Origin of the sequence: Novosphingobium resinovorum, from assembly GCF_027922145.1 — a bacterium.
Lineage (GTDB): Bacteria > Pseudomonadota > Alphaproteobacteria > Sphingomonadales > Sphingomonadaceae > Novosphingobium > Novosphingobium resinovorum.
Window position 1 is genome coordinate 292,834 of sequence record NZ_BSFC01000003.1, and the last position, 15,267, is coordinate 308,100.

The 15,267-nt window shown below is 65.6% G+C and carries 17 protein-coding genes, 2 tRNA genes and 1 pseudogene; 6 read left to right on the forward strand and 14 right to left on the reverse strand.

Annotated elements, in window-relative coordinates:
• Positions 1-64: 64 nt before the first annotated feature.
• The 4 genes from PKE80_RS02875 to PKE80_RS02890 all read right to left on the reverse strand — a co-directional run bounded on the left by PKE80_RS02875 (position 65) and on the right by PKE80_RS02890 (position 2,732).
• The gene (locus PKE80_RS02875) at positions 65-853 is read right to left on the reverse strand and encodes a LysR family transcriptional regulator (protein ID WP_271181201.1); all 789 of its coding nucleotides are present in this window, start codon (positions 851-853) and stop codon (positions 65-67) included.
• A gap of 37 nt (positions 854-890) precedes the next feature.
• Positions 891-1,289 carry a Co2+/Mg2+ efflux facilitator ApaG/CorD gene (gene apaG, locus PKE80_RS02880; RefSeq protein WP_008831267.1) on the reverse strand — a complete coding sequence of 133 codons (399 nt, stop codon included), beginning with the start codon at positions 1,287-1,289 and terminating at the stop codon, positions 891-893.
• A gap of 86 nt (positions 1,290-1,375) precedes the next feature.
• A tRNA-Asn gene (locus PKE80_RS02885) sits at positions 1,376-1,450 on the reverse strand.
• Between the two features lie 73 nt (positions 1,451-1,523).
• Entirely contained in the window at positions 1,524-2,732 is a 1,209-nt protein-coding gene (locus PKE80_RS02890; protein WP_271181202.1) for a trans-sulfuration enzyme family protein, read from the reverse strand.
• 208 nt (positions 2,733-2,940) lie between these two features.
• Between PKE80_RS02890 and PKE80_RS02895 the strand changes: the two genes are divergently transcribed.
• Positions 2,941-4,221 carry a phospholipid carrier-dependent glycosyltransferase gene (locus tag PKE80_RS02895; RefSeq protein ID WP_271181203.1) on the forward strand — a complete coding sequence of 427 codons (1,281 nt, stop codon included), beginning with the start codon at positions 2,941-2,943 and terminating at the stop codon, positions 4,219-4,221.
• Here PKE80_RS02895 and PKE80_RS02900 read toward each other — a convergent pair.
• From PKE80_RS02900 to PKE80_RS02935, 8 genes are all read right to left on the reverse strand, one after another.
• Positions 4,208-4,843: a DUF2238 domain-containing protein gene (locus PKE80_RS02900; protein ID WP_488168475.1), complete on the reverse strand. Its 636-nt coding sequence runs from the start codon at positions 4,841-4,843 to the stop codon at positions 4,208-4,210. The genes PKE80_RS02895 and PKE80_RS02900 overlap by 14 nt on opposite strands.
• Positions 4,828-6,024, reverse strand: coding sequence for a glycosyltransferase (locus PKE80_RS02905; RefSeq protein WP_271181205.1), 1,197 nt, complete (start codon positions 6,022-6,024; stop codon positions 4,828-4,830). Before PKE80_RS02905 ends, PKE80_RS02900 begins: the two co-directional genes overlap by 16 nt.
• A gap of 58 nt (positions 6,025-6,082) precedes the next feature.
• The gene (gene leuB, locus PKE80_RS02910) at positions 6,083-7,126 is read right to left on the reverse strand and encodes a 3-isopropylmalate dehydrogenase (RefSeq protein ID WP_271181206.1); all 1,044 of its coding nucleotides are present in this window, start codon (positions 7,124-7,126) and stop codon (positions 6,083-6,085) included.
• Between the two features lie 10 nt (positions 7,127-7,136).
• Positions 7,137-7,742 carry a DNA repair protein RecO gene (recO, locus tag PKE80_RS02915; protein WP_271181207.1) on the reverse strand — a complete coding sequence of 202 codons (606 nt, stop codon included), beginning with the start codon at positions 7,740-7,742 and terminating at the stop codon, positions 7,137-7,139.
• Between the two features lie 27 nt (positions 7,743-7,769).
• Positions 7,770-8,033 carry a hypothetical protein gene (locus tag PKE80_RS02920; protein WP_008832516.1) on the reverse strand — a complete coding sequence of 88 codons (264 nt, stop codon included), beginning with the start codon at positions 8,031-8,033 and terminating at the stop codon, positions 7,770-7,772.
• Between the two features lie 79 nt (positions 8,034-8,112).
• A complete protein-coding gene (locus PKE80_RS02925; protein WP_271181208.1) occupies positions 8,113-8,364 on the reverse strand; it encodes an accessory factor UbiK family protein in 252 nt (83 codons plus the stop codon).
• Positions 8,365-8,405: 41 nt separating this feature from the next.
• Positions 8,406-8,960, reverse strand: a complete 555-nt coding sequence (locus PKE80_RS02930) for a TspO/MBR family protein (protein ID WP_271181209.1) — start codon at positions 8,958-8,960, stop codon at positions 8,406-8,408.
• 89 nt (positions 8,961-9,049) lie between these two features.
• Entirely contained in the window at positions 9,050-9,826 is a 777-nt protein-coding gene (locus PKE80_RS02935) for a TlyA family RNA methyltransferase (RefSeq protein ID WP_271181210.1), read from the reverse strand.
• Between the two features lie 49 nt (positions 9,827-9,875).
• Here PKE80_RS02935 and PKE80_RS02940 point away from each other — a divergent pair, with 49 nt between their 5' ends.
• Positions 9,876-10,436 carry a hypothetical protein gene (locus tag PKE80_RS02940; RefSeq protein ID WP_271181211.1) on the forward strand — a complete coding sequence of 187 codons (561 nt, stop codon included), beginning with the start codon at positions 9,876-9,878 and terminating at the stop codon, positions 10,434-10,436.
• Between the two features lie 783 nt (positions 10,437-11,219).
• The gene (locus PKE80_RS02945; protein ID WP_271181212.1) at positions 11,220-12,320 is read left to right on the forward strand and encodes a branched-chain amino acid aminotransferase; all 1,101 of its coding nucleotides are present in this window, start codon (positions 11,220-11,222) and stop codon (positions 12,318-12,320) included.
• 21 nt (positions 12,321-12,341) lie between these two features.
• Here PKE80_RS02945 and PKE80_RS02950 read toward each other — a convergent pair whose 3' ends face one another.
• The gene (locus PKE80_RS02950) at positions 12,342-12,929 is read right to left on the reverse strand and encodes a DUF7700 domain-containing protein (protein WP_271181213.1); all 588 of its coding nucleotides are present in this window, start codon (positions 12,927-12,929) and stop codon (positions 12,342-12,344) included.
• A 186-nt stretch (positions 12,930-13,115) separates the two neighbouring features.
• On the opposite strand from PKE80_RS02950, the gene yghU reads away from it, so the two are divergent.
• From yghU to PKE80_RS02965, 3 genes are all read left to right on the forward strand, one after another.
• A complete protein-coding gene (gene yghU / locus PKE80_RS02955) occupies positions 13,116-13,961 on the forward strand; it encodes a glutathione-dependent disulfide-bond oxidoreductase (protein WP_271181214.1) in 846 nt (281 codons plus the stop codon).
• Positions 13,962-14,059: 98 nt separating this feature from the next.
• A tRNA-Gln gene (locus PKE80_RS02960) sits at positions 14,060-14,134 on the forward strand.
• Positions 14,135-14,353: 219 nt separating this feature from the next.
• A complete protein-coding gene (locus PKE80_RS02965; protein ID WP_271181215.1) occupies positions 14,354-14,518 on the forward strand; it encodes an Arm DNA-binding domain-containing protein in 165 nt (54 codons plus the stop codon).
• Here PKE80_RS02965 and PKE80_RS02970 read toward each other — a convergent pair.
• A pseudogene (locus PKE80_RS02970) lies at positions 14,519-14,961 on the reverse strand (transposase); the annotation flags it as partial.
• Between the last annotated feature and the right edge of the window lie 306 nt (positions 14,962-15,267).

Genomic DNA, 15,267 nt, shown 5'->3' on the forward strand with positions numbered 1-15,267 from the left:
TGGTGGTTTTACCAAACCTCGCTCGTCCTCAGCTTGTCGAAGGACCGTGCGCGAGGTTGCGGTCTCACTGATCTCCGGTAAGCGCCGCGACGAGTTCCTTGACCTTCTTCTGCCGCCATTGCGGCGTGGGCGCGACCAGCCAATAGCCACGACGGCTCGGCGTAGGTTCACCTACCGCCGCATCGCGCCCGGCGACGCCCGCCGCAAGCAGCGCCGGAATGCGCGCACGGCCGATCCCGGCCAGCGCGGCGGCGATCGCCTGCCCGGCATCGCTCACCACGACCGGCGGCTTGGCCTCTTCTCCCTCACCGTCCGGCTCGGGGTCGCCCGGCCAGCCGATCCAGTCGCCCGAGCCGACCTCGACCCATTCGGCGCTACCGAGCGCCACGCCCTCAAGGTCGCCCGGCCCATCCGTCCAGCGCACCGCGAGGTCGAGGTTAGCTTCTGTGAAATCCGTCATCTCGCCATCGACCAGCACGTATCGCACTTGCGGATTCGCCGCGCGAAATGCGGCAAGGCGCGGTGCCAGCCAGGCGGCGAAGAACTCGCGCGGGCAGGCGATGGTGTAGACGTGGCTCGACTGCCCCGCCTGCATAGCCTGCACGGCGTCCTCGAAATGGAGGAACCCGCTGCGCAGCGCGGCAAGGCCGGCGCCCGCCTCTTCGGTCAGTTCCAGCCCCTTGCTGGTCCGGCGGAACAGCACCACGCCGAGCAGGTCTTCCAGCGCGCGGATCTGCTGGCCGACGGCGGCGGGCGTCACCGCCAGTTCGTCGGCGGCGCGGGTGAACGAGAGATGGCGTGCCGCTGCGTCGAAGACGCGCAGGGCGTTGAGGGGCAGGTGCGTGCGCTTCATGACGCTTCCCTAAGCGCCACAATCGCGCGGGGCAATATCAGCCTGCGGTCGCGGGCGCAGCAAGCGGGAAGAAGGGGATGCTGGCGCGGAATTCGGTGCCGTCATCGCGGCGGAAGGTGTAATACCCCTCCATCGAACCCTGCGGCGTCGAGAGCGGGCATCCCGAGACGTAGTCGTGACTGCGGCCCGGTTCGAGCAACGGCTGTTCGCCAACAACGCCTTCGCCCTCGACCACATCGACTTTGCCGTTGGCATCGGTGATGCGCCAGTGACGGGTCATCAGTTGCAGCGTGTGGTCGGTCTCGTTCTCGATCCGGATGTGATACACCCAGAACCATTTACCCGCCTCGATACGCGATTGCTCGGGCAGGAAATTGACGGCCACACGCACGGTGAGGCCGTCGGTGATCGCGGAGTGCTGGAACAGTTCCTTCATGACACGGGCAACCTAACCACGATTCTTTCAGGCTACAACCGTGTAGAAGTGAGCAGGTTCCGGCAATCTGCTCCGCTATCGGACTTTGGCTCCCCGAGTAGGATTCGAACCTACGGCCATTCGATTAACAGTCGAATGCTCTACCGCTGAGCTATCGGGGAACGGCCTGCCAGCGTCGGGGGCTGGCAGGCTAAACTGGCAGTCGCTCTTCAACGCGACCGCGTCGGCGCTACTTTAAAGGCCGATGGCCTTCAACGCCTGGTCCATGTCTTCCTTGAGGTCTTCGATATCCTCGAGGCCGACGTTGATGCGCAGCATGCCTTCGCCGATGCCCATCGCCTCGCGGCCTTCCGCCCCCATGTTGTGGTGCGTGGTCGAGGCCGGGTGGCACATCAGCGAACGCGAGTCGCCGATGTTGTTCGATATGTCGATGAGCTTGAGCGCATCGAGCAACCCGTGTGCCTGTTCGCGGCCGCCGTCGAGCACGAAGGAGAAGATCGGCCCGCAAGCATCCATCTGCTTCATCGCCAGCGCCTGCGCCGGGTGGCTGTCGAGCCAGGGGTGCAGGATCGTGGGCACCCGATCTTCCATGAACTTGCCGAGAGCCAGCGCGTTCTCGCTCTGCTTCTTGGCGCGCAGGTCCAGCGTCTCGAGGCCCTTGAGCACGACCCAGGCGTTGAAGGGCGAGAGGTTCGGGCCGGTGTTGCGCTGGAACGGCAGCAGCACGTCGTTGATGAACTGTTCGGAGCCGCAGACGGCGCCCGCGAGCACACGCCCCTGCCCGTCCATCAGCTTGGTCGCGGAGTAGGCGACGACATCGATGCCGAATTCCATCGGCCGCTGCAGCGCGGGCGAGCAGAAGGCGTTGTCGACGACCGTGGTGATGCCGTGCGCCTTGGCGATCTCGGCGATAGCGGCAAGATCGGCAACGCCCATGGTCGGGTTCGCCGGGGTCTCGAAGAAAAAGACCTTGGTGTTGGGGCGGATCGCCGCTTCCCACTGCGCGGTGTCACCGGCGTCCACCAGCGTCACCTCGACGCCGAAGCGCGGCAGCAGGTGATCACCCAGCCAGCGGCACGAACCGAAGGCGGCGCGCGCGCTCACCATGTGGTCGCCCGCCGAGAGCTGGCACAGCAGCGCGGCGGTCATCGCCGCCATGCCGGTGGCCTGGGTGCGGCAGGCTTCCGCGCCTTCGAGGAGGGCGATGCGCTCCTCCAGCATCGCCACCGTCGGGTTCTGCAGGCGCGAGTAGGTCATGCCTTCCTCGTCGCCCTGGAAGCGGGCGGCGACCGTGGCGGCATCGTCGTAGCTGTAACCCGAAGTCAGGAACAGCGCTTCGCTGGTCTCGCCCATTTCCGAACGCCAGGTGCCTCCGCGGATGGCGCGGGTTGCGGGGCGCCAGCTCTGGGTCTGGCTGCGGTCCTGTCCGGTGGTGCGTTTCATGGCGCAAGCCTCTAAGGGCGCGCGCGAGTCTGTGCAAGCGCGCTGGGCCCACCCCGCTGCGACTAGGCAGCAAACTGCCAAGTCTCGCTACCCCTCCCCCATGCGGGATGGGCGGTAGGCTTGGCCGCGAAGCGGCTTAGCCGGACGGGGTGGGGCGAACCGCTCAAGCGCTTGCCCAAACCCGTGCCCCTCTTTATCCGCGCATCCGATGCCACTCTCCCGTCAAAATCGCGATCCGCTCGGCTGGTGCCTTCTCATCGTCGCTGCGTTCCAGGCGCTGGTGCTGTGGCGGCTGACGATCCCCTCGCGCTACTACTTCGACGAGGTTCACTACGTCCCCGCCGCGCTCAAGCTGCTGGAGCTGATCCCCGCCAACCGCGAACATCCGCTGTTCGCCAAGGAAGTGATCGCCGGCTTCATCCACCTGCTGGGCGACAAGCCGCTGGCGTGGCGCCTCGGCCCGGCACTATTCGGCGGACTCGGCCTGTTCGCCTTTGCGCGGCTGGTCTGGCACGTGACGCAGCTGCGCCGCGCGGCGGTGCTGGCGACGGCGCTGCTGGCCACCAACTTCATGTGGTTCGTGCAAAGCCGCATCGCCATGCTCGACATGATCGCCGCAGGCATGTGCATGGTGGGCCTGTGGCAGTTCGCCGCCGCCTGGCGGGCGAAGCGCACCGGCATCGCGCGCCTGCACCTGATCCTGAGCGGCCTGGCCCTCGGCCTGTCGCTGGGCGCGAAGTGGAGCGGTGCTCCGGCACTGGCGATGCCCGGCCTTGCCTTCCTGGCCATGCGCATCGCGGATACCGGGCCGGTCTTCATCGGCAAGCGCGGGGCCGGGCCGATCAAGGGCGTGAGCCTGCTCGAAGCCGCGCTGTGGCTCGGCCTGTTTCCGATCGCGGTCTACTGGGCGACGTTCATCCCGGCGATGTTCTACCCGCACCATACCCTCTCGCCCTGGGGCTTCGTCCAACAGCACGAACTGATGGTACGCCTGCAGGATAGCGTGAAGAAGCCGCACCCCTACAAGACGTACTGGTATCAGTGGATCGTCGACTGGCGGGGCATCTGGTATCTGTTCCAGAACGTCGACGGCGCGCACCGCGGCGTGGTGATGATCGGCAATCCGATGGCGATGATCGCGGGCCTCCTCGCGTTCTTCTGGAGTGTGTGGGCCGCCCTCTTCCGCGGCCGCCGGGACGTGCTGTTCTTCGCGGTGCTCTATTTCGTGTGCGTGGGCATGTGGGCGGTGAACGGCAAGCCGGTGCAGTTCTACTACCACTACCTGCTGCCGGGCGCGTTCCTGATGGCGCTGCTGGCGCTCGGCCTCGACGCCTTGTGGGACCGGCGCGACCGTTGGCGACTGGTGGCGCGGTGGGTCTTCGGCCTGTCGCTGGCGCTGTTCGTGGTGTTCTACCCGATCATCTCGGGCTGGCCGCTGCCCTTCAAGGACGCCTACAACCTGTGGATGTGGCTGCCTAGCTGGCGGTAAGCCGCGTGCGCAGCCGCAGGAACCCTGCCGCCGCCACCGCGCTGATCCCGGCGAGCGCCATGTCCTTTTGCGGGTCCCACGGATCGCCCTGCTGCCCGTTGTAGGCAAGCGCGTCGGGCCCGGCCATGAACACGGTCAACAGCCACTCGAAGATTTCATAGATCGCGCTGCCCGCCAGCACGAACTCGACCGCGATGTAAGTCGCCAGCGAAAGCGAGAGCTTGCGGTGCCGTGCCAGCCAGGCCGAGATGGGATGGACCCAGCAGGCCCCGAAGCTGAAATGGACGAGCCGGTCCCACGAATTGCGTTGCAATCCCAGCGTCGCAGCGGGCGACGGCAGGCCGAGCGCCCTCGCCCAGTCCTCATAGGGAACGAAGGAATAGATGTAGCGTCCGCCTAGCGTGTGCAGCCACAGGAACAGGCAGGCGCAGGCTACAGCGCTCGTCGGCATCGGCCAGCGCCGCAGCGCCAGCCACAACCCCGCGACGATCACCAGCGTCGGCAGGTTCTGCAGCGGCGCGAGGGTCGGGTACGGCGAATCAATGAGGCTGACGAGCGCCCATAGCGCCGTCAGCCCCAGCAGAACCGCTTGCGTGCGGTTCGGGATCAGTACTTGCCCCAGACGAACTTCGACGAGAGCGCGAAGTTGAACACCGAGGCCAGCAGCACGCCGGTGATCACCGCCAGCACGTCGTGGATGCCGATGGTCTTGAGCACGGCGGCCGAACCGATGTTGGTGAGCAGGCCCAGCGAGCAGGTCAGCGCGAACTGCGCCCAGCCGCGCATCAACGGCGCGAAGCCGCGCAGGCGCTTGTCCGAATAGGTCAGTTCGTTGTTGAGCACGAAATTGAACGTCATCGCCACCAGCGCGGCGATCGTGTTCGCAATGTTGAAGGTCGTGCTCTCGGACCAGTTGCCGTAGACGAAACGCTCGCCGAAGACGACGTGGAGCATCGTCCACAGCACCGCCAGCTGCACCACCACGCCCATGGCGCCCACGGTGCCGAACAGCGCGAAACGGGTCGGGATGATCCGGCCCAGCCATTTGTCGTAAAGGCCCACGAGGAATTCGAACACGACGGTCTGGTCCAGCTTGCTTTCGCCTTCTGCTCGCGCGGCGAAGTTGAGGGGGAATTCCTTGACGCGCAGCGGGGTGTCCACCGTCGCCAGGATGTCGAGCAGGATCTTGAAGCCGACGCCCGACAAGCGGTGCGCGTCGGCGCGCAGGGTCTGGGTGCGCAGCATGAAGAAGCCGCTCATCGGGTCGGTCAGCTCCACTCCGGTCACCTTGTTGGCGATGCGGTTGGCGAAGCCCGATGCCTTGACGCGGTCGGGGCGGCCCCATGCCTCGGTGCTGGCGCCCTCGGCGAAGCGCGAGGCATAGGCGAGGTCGTACTCGCCCGAGGCGACGGCCTTGAGCATGCCCGGCAGCAGCGCGGGATCGTGCTGGTGGTCGGCGTCCATCACCGCGACGACAGGAGCGGCGGTGGAGCACATCCCCTCGATCGCGGCGCTGGCGAGGCCGCGGCGGCCGATGCGCTGGATGCAGCGCACGCGCGGATCGGACAGCGACAGGCGGCGCGCCTCGTCCGAGGTGCCGTCGGGGCTGTTGTCGTCGACGTAGATGGCTTCCCACGTGATTCCGGCGAGCGCCTTGTCGAGTCGCTCGATCATCGTCGCGATGTTCTTGCGCTCGTTGTAGGTCGGCAGGACCACCGCCAGTTCCAGCGGCTTCGCCTGCGGCGAAACTGCGCGAACGGCGGCTTCGGAAGCCTGCGCGAGATCGGTCGTGGAAATGTTCATGCGCCCTGTTTTTAGGTTGTAAACGTCAAGAAACGATTATTGCGTAGCGGCGCAACCTTTACAGGCGCGCGAGCACCGCGTCACCGATTTCCTTCGTGCCGGCCGAGCCGCCGAGGTCGCCGCCCTTGATACCGTCCGCGAGCGCAGCGGCAACGGCGGCTTCGATGCGGGCGGCTTCGGCTTCGAGACCGAAGGAGTGGCGCAGCAGCATGGCGGCCGAAAGGATCGTCGCCATCGGATTAGCCAGGCCCTTGCCCGCGATGTCCGGGGCCGAACCGTGGATCGGCTCGTAGAGGCCGAAGCTGCCTTCCGCGAGGCTGGCCGATGCGAGCAGGCCGATCGAACCGACGCACATGCTGGCCTGATCGCTCAGAATGTCGCCAAACAGGTTGCCGGTGACGATCACGTCGAAGGCGCCGGGGTTCTTCACCAGCTGCATCGCCGCGTTGTCGACGTACATGTGCGTCAGTTCGACGTCCGGGTACTCGGCCGAAACCTCGATCACTACGTCGCGCCAAAGCTGCGAGGTTTCCAGCACGTTGGCCTTGTCCACCGAGCACAGCTTCTTCGAGCGACCCTGCGCGGCCTTGAAACCGGCGTGGGCGATGCGTCGAACTTCGTCCTCGGCGTAGGACATCATGTCCCAGCCCTGACGGCGGCCGTCTTCCAGCGTGCGGGTGCCCTTCTCGCCGAAGTACACGTCGCCGTTGAGTTCGCGCACGATCAGCAGGTCGATCTTGCCGGCGACTTCCGGACGCAGGGTGGAGAGGTCCTCAAGGCCCTTGAACACCGTCGCGGGACGCAAGTTGGCGAAGAGGCCCAGCTCCTTGCGCAGGCCCAGCACCGCCTGCTCGGGGCGCAGCGCGCGCTCCAGGTGGTCGAGCGAAAAGTCGCCCACTGCGCCGAACAGGATCGCGTCGGAAGACCGCGCGATCTCGAGCGTCGCGGCGGGCAGCGGGTGGCCGTGCTTGCGATAAGCCGCGCCGCCGACGTCGCCCTCGACCAGCTCAAGACCGTCGATCTGCAGCGCTTCGAGCACGCGGACTGCCTCGGCAGTCACTTCGGGACCGATCCCGTCTCCGGCAAATACAGCGATGCGCATAGTCGTTTCCTCAAGCCTCGATCCGAGCCAGCCGCTCGCGCAGCAGGACGCGCGCCGCCATAACGTCTCTTCTGCGATCGGCAAGCGGGTAGCGGGCCAATTCTCGACCAATGGCGTCGAAGGTGGCCAGCAGCGCGGGCCAATCGTGCTCCGGCGGGCGCGCAATTCGCGCGCCGTAGCCCAGTTCGCGCAATGTCAGCACTTCGTAGCGCAGGAGCCCCAGCGCCCAGCCGCGCGCGGACGGCGCGACGCAGATCGCCTCCAGCACGCCCGACAGCGCCTCGTAGAGAGCGGGAAACGGCTGCCGCTCGGGCAGGACCGAGGCCGCGAGTGCGGTGACCCAGCCGATCGCGGCGGCGGGCAACGGCTCCGTGATCCAGGGCGCGCGGCTCTGGAGCAGTTCAAGGCGGGCGAAGGGAAGCTGGGTGTCGGACTTCGAGCGGACGTCCGCCTCGACGGTGTTGCCGGGAATCAGGACCGGCCGCAGTTCGCGCCCCCTTCCCCCGGCGATGAAGGCCGCGACGAGGCCGTGGTCGGCGGTCAGCAGGCGCGCAATGACGGCGTTCTCGCCGTGCGGCAGGGCGGCGCAGACAAGGGCGGGGGCGCGAAAGTGCATCGCGCCTTCCTCTGCCGGTTCAATGCGTCAGTTGCAAATTTCCTCGACCTCGGCGCGCGCGTGCTCGGCCTGCTTGTCCTTGGTGATGAGGGGGTTTTCCACTCGCCCCATCGTCCAGTTGCGACCGAGGCGGACGGTCTGGTTGGGCGCACACCAGATCTCGCCCGAACCGTCGAGAGCGGTGACCCAGATCAGATTATGCTCCTGCCCGTAGTCGATCATGCCGATGGCATAGCCATCGCCCTTGCCGACGACGTGAAGCGGAATAGTAGGATTGAGCTGCGTGAACATCGCGTGCCTTTCATGGGCTATCGCGATGTTCAACCCTGCGTGCGCGAGAAACGTTCCCGGCGCACATAACGCAAGCTGATCAGTTGGCGCTCAGCTTGGCCTCGAGCGCGTCGAGCCGCGCCTTGAGCGATTCCGTCTCTGCACGCGCGGTGGCGGCGAGTTCCTTGACCGCGTCGAATTCCTCGCGGCTGACGAAGTCCATGTCACCCATGAACTCCTTCACGCGCTCACGCGCGGAATCGCGCGCCTCGCGGCCCATGCCCGCAAGAGTGCCGGCGGCGCTGTTCAACATCTTGGCGAAGTCGGCGACGAAGGGGTTTTCGCTTTGCATGGGCCCTAAATGGAGCGCGCGAAGGCAAGGCGCAAGGGGTATCAGATGTCGAACCGCTCCACCGCGCTCGAACGCTGCACGCCGTCCATGCCCGGGTTGGCGTGCAGGAACGCGAAGTTGAGATAAGTCGCGAAGACCAGCCACAATACGTAAGGCAGTAGCAGCGCCGCCGCGACAGTGCGCACGCGGGCGAAGAGTATCGTCGTCACCACCGCCGCCAGCAGGATCGCCGCGATCAGCACCAGCGCCGCGCTCATCCGGTGCATGCCGAAGAACACCGGCGACCACGCCAGGTTCAGCACGAACTGCACCGCGAAGGCCAGCACCGCGATCCCGCGTCCACGCGCGCCGCGCGCCGCGAGCACCATCGCCAGAGCCACGCCCATCATCACGTAGAGCACCGACCACACGATCGCGAAAGTCACCGGCGGCGGATAGACGGCGGGCTTCACCAATGCGTCGAACCACGGATTGCCCGGCCCGCTTCCCGCCATTTGTCCGGAGAGGAACCCCAGCAGCAGCACGACGGGAACGCATACCAGCAGCCAGCGCATCAGGCTGGCGCGCAACTGGCCGGGGGAAGCTAACAGGTTCATGCGCGCAAAAGGTCCCGAATCAGGAATTTACCCAAGAATGGCGCGGTTTGTGGTACGCGGCGGGCCGCTGCGCAATCGTTAGCGAACAGTCAGTCACCCCGGTGTGCCGAAACGAGAAACTCCAAGTTTCCTTCAGGACCCTTGATCGGGCTTTCGACGATGCCCTGGATTTCCCAGCCGTCGCCCTCCAGCCATTCGCGCACTTCCTCACACACGCGGGCGTGGAGAGCCGGGTCGCGGACCACGCCGCCCTTGCCCACTTCGCCGCGCCCGACCTCGAACTGCGGCTTGATCAGCGCGACCACCCGGCAGCGCGGCGCGGCGAGGCGCAGCGGCACTTCGAGCACTTTGGCGAGGCCGATGAAGCTGGCGTCGCACACCACCCAGTCGCACGGCGCGTCGATTTGCTCCGGGGTAAGGATGCGAGCGCTGGTCTGCTCAAGCACGGTCACGCGCGGATCGGTGCGCAGTTTCCACGCGAGCTGGTTGGTGCCCGAATCGACCGCGAACACCCGCTTCGCGCCATTGGTCAGCAAAACGTCGGTAAAGCCGCCGGTCGAACTGCCGATGTCCATGGCGACCGCGCCCTTCGGATCGAGCCCGAAATGCTCGATCGCGTGGGCCAGCTTGATCCCCCCGCGCGAGACCCAGGGATGGTCGCGGCCGCGCACTTCGATGGCGGCGTCGTCCTTCACCGACTGGCCCGGCTTGGCGATCTTGGTCTCGCCCGAGAACACGAGGCCCGCCAGCACCAGCGCCTGCGCGCGGGTACGGCTCTCCGCCAGCCCGCGATCGACCAACAGCTGGTCGACCCGCACTTTGGCAGGTTTCTTGTCAGGGGAACGGGGGCGAGGCGTGTCGGTCATGGGATGGTATGCACTTGAGATGGGCGGCGCCTCATTCCATACCACGGGCATGAAGGCAAATCCGCGCAGCCGCGCCACCCCTCTTTCCGCCCTGCTTCTTACCGGTCTCGCTGCAACGGCGGCTTTGTCGGGATGCGTACCGCCGCCGCCGAGCACGCCCGCCCCGCGCCCCGGCACCACGCATGCACCGCAGCCCCGCCCGGCGACTCCGACTGCCCCGCCGCCCTCGCCAATGGCCGCAGACTGGCGCGATGCACCGCAGACGCCGGGCAACTGGAGCTACGCGGGCAACGGCGCCGCCTCGGGCGCGACGTTCGGGAACGGCCAGTTCATCGTCCAGTGCGACACCGCGCGCACCGTCACCCTCCTGCGCGCCGCAGCGCCCCGGGCAGGAGCGGTGGGCATGTCGATCACCAGTTCCACTGGCGCACGCGCGCTGACCGGCACGGCCACGCCGCGCGGCGTGGTCGTCACTCTGCCCGCCCGCGATTCGGCGCTCGACGCCATGGCATTCAGTCGCGGCCGCTTCGCCGTATTAGTGACCGGAGAGCCCACGCTCTACCTGCCGAGCTGGACCGAAATCTCGCGTGTGATCGAGGATTGCCGCTGAGGGAGCGCTTTAACGACGGGGCTTCGACAAGCTCAGCGTGAGCGGGATTGAGAGATCACTTTTGAATCCCGCTCAGGCTGAGCCTGTCGAACGGAGCCAAGCCGCGCACAACATCAAAAAGGGTGATTTCAGGCCGCACTCCAGAGCCCCCAAAAGCAGCGATTTCAAATCACCGCGCGGCTGGGGATAACTGGCCGGAAGCGAAGATCATGACCTGAAAAAATTAGTTTTCAAGACTTGTTGTGCGCTGCGGAATATACCAGATTTCACTCAAGACAACGGCCTTCGGGATACGCGCCCGGGAGCAGCCGAAGTCCCAGCCGTGAAAGCGGCGCACTATGGCTAAACAGCGCGAAAGGAGGTGATCCGATGTCTCATGGTTCAGCAGAGAGGTCGGCAATTCCCGTCGCGAGGCATTATCGCTGATAAACAAGCGATAAAGGCTTCGCTGGCGGCACTTCCCGGCCGCTGACCATGCGAAGGGCCGTACCGGCAAGCCGGTGCGGCCCTTCTCATTTGTGCGCCCCACCACCGCCGACTGCGTCGGCGGTTCCCCTCCCCATCGCTTCGCGACAGGGAGGATGGGCTTGATCCTCCCTGTCGCGAAGCGATGGGGAAGTGGCAGCGGCGAAGTCGCTGACGGAGGGGTATTCTTCGATGATTTGCCTCTCCGGACCATCGTGCTAAGACTGAATGTCTGAGTAGCAATATTGCTTCCGGGTTGCATTCTGCGAAATTTTCGTTCAACGGCGCAATTCTGTTGCAGACTTGAGGATACGTTCGATGGCGACTCTCGCCGATGCCGGCCTGACTTTCACCACCCTTGCCCACCCCGCCCCCGCCAGCGCCGAGACGCGCGCAGCCGTGCTGGCGAACCCTGGCTTCGGCACCAATTTCACCGACCATATGGTGACGATCGAGTGGACTGAAGGTCAGGGCTGGCATGACGCGGTAATCGGCCCTCGCCAGCCGATCCCGCTCGATCCGGCGGCGGCGGTGCTGCACTATGCGCAGGAAATCTTCGAGGGCCTCAAGGCCTACAAGCAGGCCGACGGCGCCATCGCGCTGTTCCGCCCCGAAGCCAACGCCGCGCGCTTCAACCAGTCGGCCGAGCGTCTCGCCATGCCCGCGCTTCCCGAGAATGTGTTCGTCGAAGCCATCGAGAAGCTGGTGCAGATCGACCGCGCCTGGATTCCCGAGGGCGAAGGCGCGTCGCTCTACCTGCGCCCGTTCATGATCGCCACCGAGGCGTTCCTCGGCGTGCGCCCGGCCAAGCAGTACAAGTTCATCGTCATCGCCAGTCCGGCGGGCAACTACTTCAAGTCGGGCGCGCCTGCCGTCTCGATCTGGGTTTCGGACTATACCCGCGCCGCCCCCGGCGGCACCGGCGCAGCCAAGTGCGGCGGCAACTACGCCGCCAGCCTCGTCCCCCAAGCCGAAGCGATCGCGCGCGGCCATGACCAGGTCGTCTTCCTCGACGCCGCCGAGCACAAGTGGATCGAGGAACTGGGCGGCATGAACCTGTACTTCGCGTTCGACGACGGCACCCTGCTGACTCCTGAACTGACCGGCACCATCCTGCCCGGCATCACCCGTGACAGCCTGCTGCAACTCGCCCGTGAAGAGGGCCTGACGGTGACGGAAGGCCGCTACAGCCTCGACCAGTGGCGCGCGGATGCCGCTTCGGGCAAGCTGATCGAGACGTTCGCCTGCGGCACCGCTGCGGTCGTCACCTCGGTCGGCAAGGTCTCGGGCCGCGATGGAGATTTCACCATCGGCACCGGCGGCCCCGGCCAGCTGACCGGCAAGCTGAAGAACCGCCTCGTGTCGATCCAGCGCGGCGAAGCGCCGGACACTCACGGCTGGATCCGCAAGATCGGCTGAAGCAGGGGATTCGGGGGAGGCTCAGTACTCCCCCTCCTCCACCGTATTGAACTGCGGATGGATGCGTTTCCATTCGTACATCCAGTCCATCCCCTCGCGCGCCCTGACCATGTCGTCTTCGCGCGGAGCAAGCGCCGCCGCCGCCTCCCGTGCGACATCGGGCAGGACGGAGCTGTCCCAGCCCTGCTGCTCAATTTCGTCCGCCAGAACCTCGGTCCCGGCACGGCGCAGCATCACCGGCAGCCGGTGCAGCAAGGCTGCGACCACCCACGGAATCATCGGCCCGTTGACGTCCGGGTCGTAGCCCCACAGCACGTTGTGCCCCTCTGCATTGAGGATGTAGTGATAGTGCAGCACCCGCCCGAAAACATCGAAGCGCAGGTATTCTTCGGTGCGAGCGGCGTTGAAGACGTGGATGCTCGGCCCCCGGACCATGCGCTGCGGCGAATCCCCCAGCGCCCGTGCCTCCACCGCGATCGAGACCGGCCCGGCGTCGAACCATCGGGCATTGCGCTCGATCATCGGGATGAGCATGAACTTGTGATGCTGCCCCCGGATCGTCTCGACGGTGCGGTTACCTGCCGGCCGCATGGCGACGGTGGTGTTCATGGCGCGGTCTCCCCTCGTCCCTTTATCCGATAGGCGGATTGCACGCGCGAAGCTCCCCGCTGTCAACCGTACCGGCTTGATCGAACGTCCGGACGGAGCGCCTTTATTGCCATGTCCCGGCCTTGTCGGCGCCCCCTCGCGAACCTACCTGTGCGCCGTATTCCATCTCCCAAGGAGCGTTCCAGCATGGCCGATCTCACCTACACCCCGCCCAAGGTCTGGACCTGGGACCAGCCTAACGGCGGCGAGTTCGCCGGCATCAACCGCCCGACCGCCGGTGCCCGCTTCGAACGCGAACTGCCGCGCGGGGAGCATCCCTTCCAGCTCCATTCGCTCGGCACCCCGAACGGACAGAAGGTGACGATCATGCTCGAGGAGCTGCTCGCCGCCGGATATGCCGCAGAATACGATGCGTGGCTGATCTCGATCTCGGACAGCGACCAGTTCTCCTCGGGTTTCGTGTCGATCAACCCGAACTCCAAGATCCCCGCCCTGCTCGACCTGTCCGGCCCAGAGCCGGTACGCGTGTTCGAATCGGGTTCGATCCTGTTCCACCTTGCCGAGAAGTTCGGCGCCTTCATGCCCACCTCCGGCCCCGGCCGCACCGAATGCATGAACTGGCTGATGTGGCAGATGGGTAGCGCGCCGATGCTGGGCGGCGGCTTCGGCCACTTCTACGCCTATGCGCCGGAAAAGTACCAGTACCCGATCGACCGCTACGCGATGGAGGCCAAGCGCATCCTTGACGTCGCCGACAAGCGCCTCGGCGAAACGCGCTATCTGGCGGGTGACGAGTACACCATCGCCGACATTGCCGCCTACGGCTGGTTCGGCGGCTTCGTGCGCGGCGACGCCTATGGCGACGCGGCGACGTTCCTCGACGTCCCGAGCTACGAGAACCTCACGCGCTGGGGCGAGGAACTGGGCGCGCGCGAGCCGGTGCGCCGTGGCCGCATCGTTAACCGCAAGGGCGAAGGCTTCTTGCCCGAGCGCCACAGCGCCGCCGACATCGACGCGGTGCTGAACGCCTGAAAATGATGTGCCCGACGCTGGAAAACCTCTTCCCAGCGCCGGGACAACACGCTAAGCGCCCCTCTCCCGATCGGCGGCGCCATGCACGGCCGATCCGCTGGGGCGTCGCCAAGTGGTAAGGCACCGGTTTTTGGTACCGGCATTCGCAGGTTCGAATCCTGCCGCCCCAGCCAATATTTCGGCCCATTTTGACCAACAAGGTCTCAAGAGGTATCGAAAAAATCTACTTTTTCAATGACATATTTCGGATAATCTGTCTCACACCGGAGCCATTCCGATCAGGCAGTGTCATGCGATTTGTTGGTCATCCTGTTGGTAAAACAGGCCTCGAAGGCAGCTAAATCGGCCTAGGCAGGAACGGATCAGCGACAGCAGAGCCCAAGGTGCCGACCATGCTGACCGACCAAATCCTCACCACCCTCACCGCCCGCGACAAGCCGATCAAGAAATCCGATGCCGGCGGCCTGCACATCATCGTCATGCCCAACGGCAAGAAGCGCTGGCGTCTCGCCTATCGCTTCGACGGCAAGCAGAAGACTTTCTATGGCGGCGAGTAAGCGGCGACGCTCGGCCGCCAGCTCGCGCAGACGCTGTCGCAGCGGACCATAGTCCGGACGCGACGATCGATACCGGATCACCCGCCGGCTCACGCCAACCAGGTTGCACGCCCGACGCTCGCTCAGCCCGTGATGCTCACGGGCATGGGCGACGGCATCCCGCTTAGCGCCGGGCGTCACCATTTTTTTGATGCCAGATCCTTCAACACCACGTTGTCGAGCATGGCTTCGGCCAGCAACTTCTTCAGCCGGCTGTTCTCTTCCTCGAGCGTGCGCAGGCGCCGAGCCTCCGACACCTCCAGGCTGCCATACTTCGACTTCCACTTGTAGAACGTCGCTGAGCTGATCCCGTGGCGGCGGCACACATCCGCTGTCGCCATCCCGGCCTCCTGCTCCTTCAAGATCGCGATGATCTGCTCTTCGCTGAACCTGCTGCGCTTCATTCCGTCCGACTCCTTCTCGTCGGACTCTACTCAAAATCGGTCACATTTCAGGGGAGCACGTCAGTCGCTATGGGGGGCTAACTGAGATCAGCGTGCCTCGGGACGATCGCGTGGAGGTAAGGCTTGCCTTCGAGGTGCCCGGTGTCGGAACTGCGCTCGGGATCAATATGCGCGCACCAATGACACCAGAAATTTTATGTCACTTGTGTCGCCTTCAGAGCAGCTAACCTATGACCGCTTACCACCCCTTTCGGTCGTGTCCCGCGGGGTGGTGTAGGAACCGTCGATCTACGGCAGGATCAGGTT

What these genes read in the sequence shown, in the direction of transcription:
- PKE80_RS02875 (WP_271181201.1), bottom strand. Translation starts at nt 853, where the DNA reads ATGAAGCGCACGCACCTGCCCCTCAACGCCCTGCGCGTCTTCGACGCA.
- apaG (WP_008831267.1), bottom strand. Translation starts at nt 1,289, where the DNA reads ATGAAGGAACTGTTCCAGCACTCCGCGATCACCGACGGCCTCACCGTG.
- PKE80_RS02890 (WP_271181202.1), bottom strand. Translation starts at nt 2,732, where the DNA reads ATGAAACGCACCACCGGACAGGACCGCAGCCAGACCCAGAGCTGGCGC.
- PKE80_RS02895 (WP_271181203.1), top strand. Translation starts at nt 2,941, where the DNA reads ATGCCACTCTCCCGTCAAAATCGCGATCCGCTCGGCTGGTGCCTTCTC.
- PKE80_RS02905 (WP_271181205.1), bottom strand. Translation starts at nt 6,024, where the DNA reads ATGAACATTTCCACGACCGATCTCGCGCAGGCTTCCGAAGCCGCCGTT.
- leuB (WP_271181206.1), bottom strand. Translation starts at nt 7,126, where the DNA reads ATGCGCATCGCTGTATTTGCCGGAGACGGGATCGGTCCCGAAGTGACT.
- recO (WP_271181207.1), bottom strand. Translation starts at nt 7,742, where the DNA reads ATGCACTTTCGCGCCCCCGCCCTTGTCTGCGCCGCCCTGCCGCACGGC.
- PKE80_RS02920 (WP_008832516.1), bottom strand. Translation starts at nt 8,033, where the DNA reads ATGTTCACGCAGCTCAATCCTACTATTCCGCTTCACGTCGTCGGCAAG.
- PKE80_RS02925 (WP_271181208.1), bottom strand. Translation starts at nt 8,364, where the DNA reads ATGCAAAGCGAAAACCCCTTCGTCGCCGACTTCGCCAAGATGTTGAAC.
- PKE80_RS02930 (WP_271181209.1), bottom strand. Translation starts at nt 8,960, where the DNA reads ATGAACCTGTTAGCTTCCCCCGGCCAGTTGCGCGCCAGCCTGATGCGC.
- PKE80_RS02935 (WP_271181210.1), bottom strand. Translation starts at nt 9,826, where the DNA reads ATGACCGACACGCCTCGCCCCCGTTCCCCTGACAAGAAACCTGCCAAA.
- PKE80_RS02940 (WP_271181211.1), top strand. Translation starts at nt 9,876, where the DNA reads ATGAAGGCAAATCCGCGCAGCCGCGCCACCCCTCTTTCCGCCCTGCTT.
- PKE80_RS02945 (WP_271181212.1), top strand. Translation starts at nt 11,220, where the DNA reads ATGGCGACTCTCGCCGATGCCGGCCTGACTTTCACCACCCTTGCCCAC.
- PKE80_RS02950 (WP_271181213.1), bottom strand. Translation starts at nt 12,929, where the DNA reads ATGAACACCACCGTCGCCATGCGGCCGGCAGGTAACCGCACCGTCGAG.
- yghU (WP_271181214.1), top strand. Translation starts at nt 13,116, where the DNA reads ATGGCCGATCTCACCTACACCCCGCCCAAGGTCTGGACCTGGGACCAG.
- PKE80_RS02965 (WP_271181215.1), top strand. Translation starts at nt 14,354, where the DNA reads ATGCTGACCGACCAAATCCTCACCACCCTCACCGCCCGCGACAAGCCG.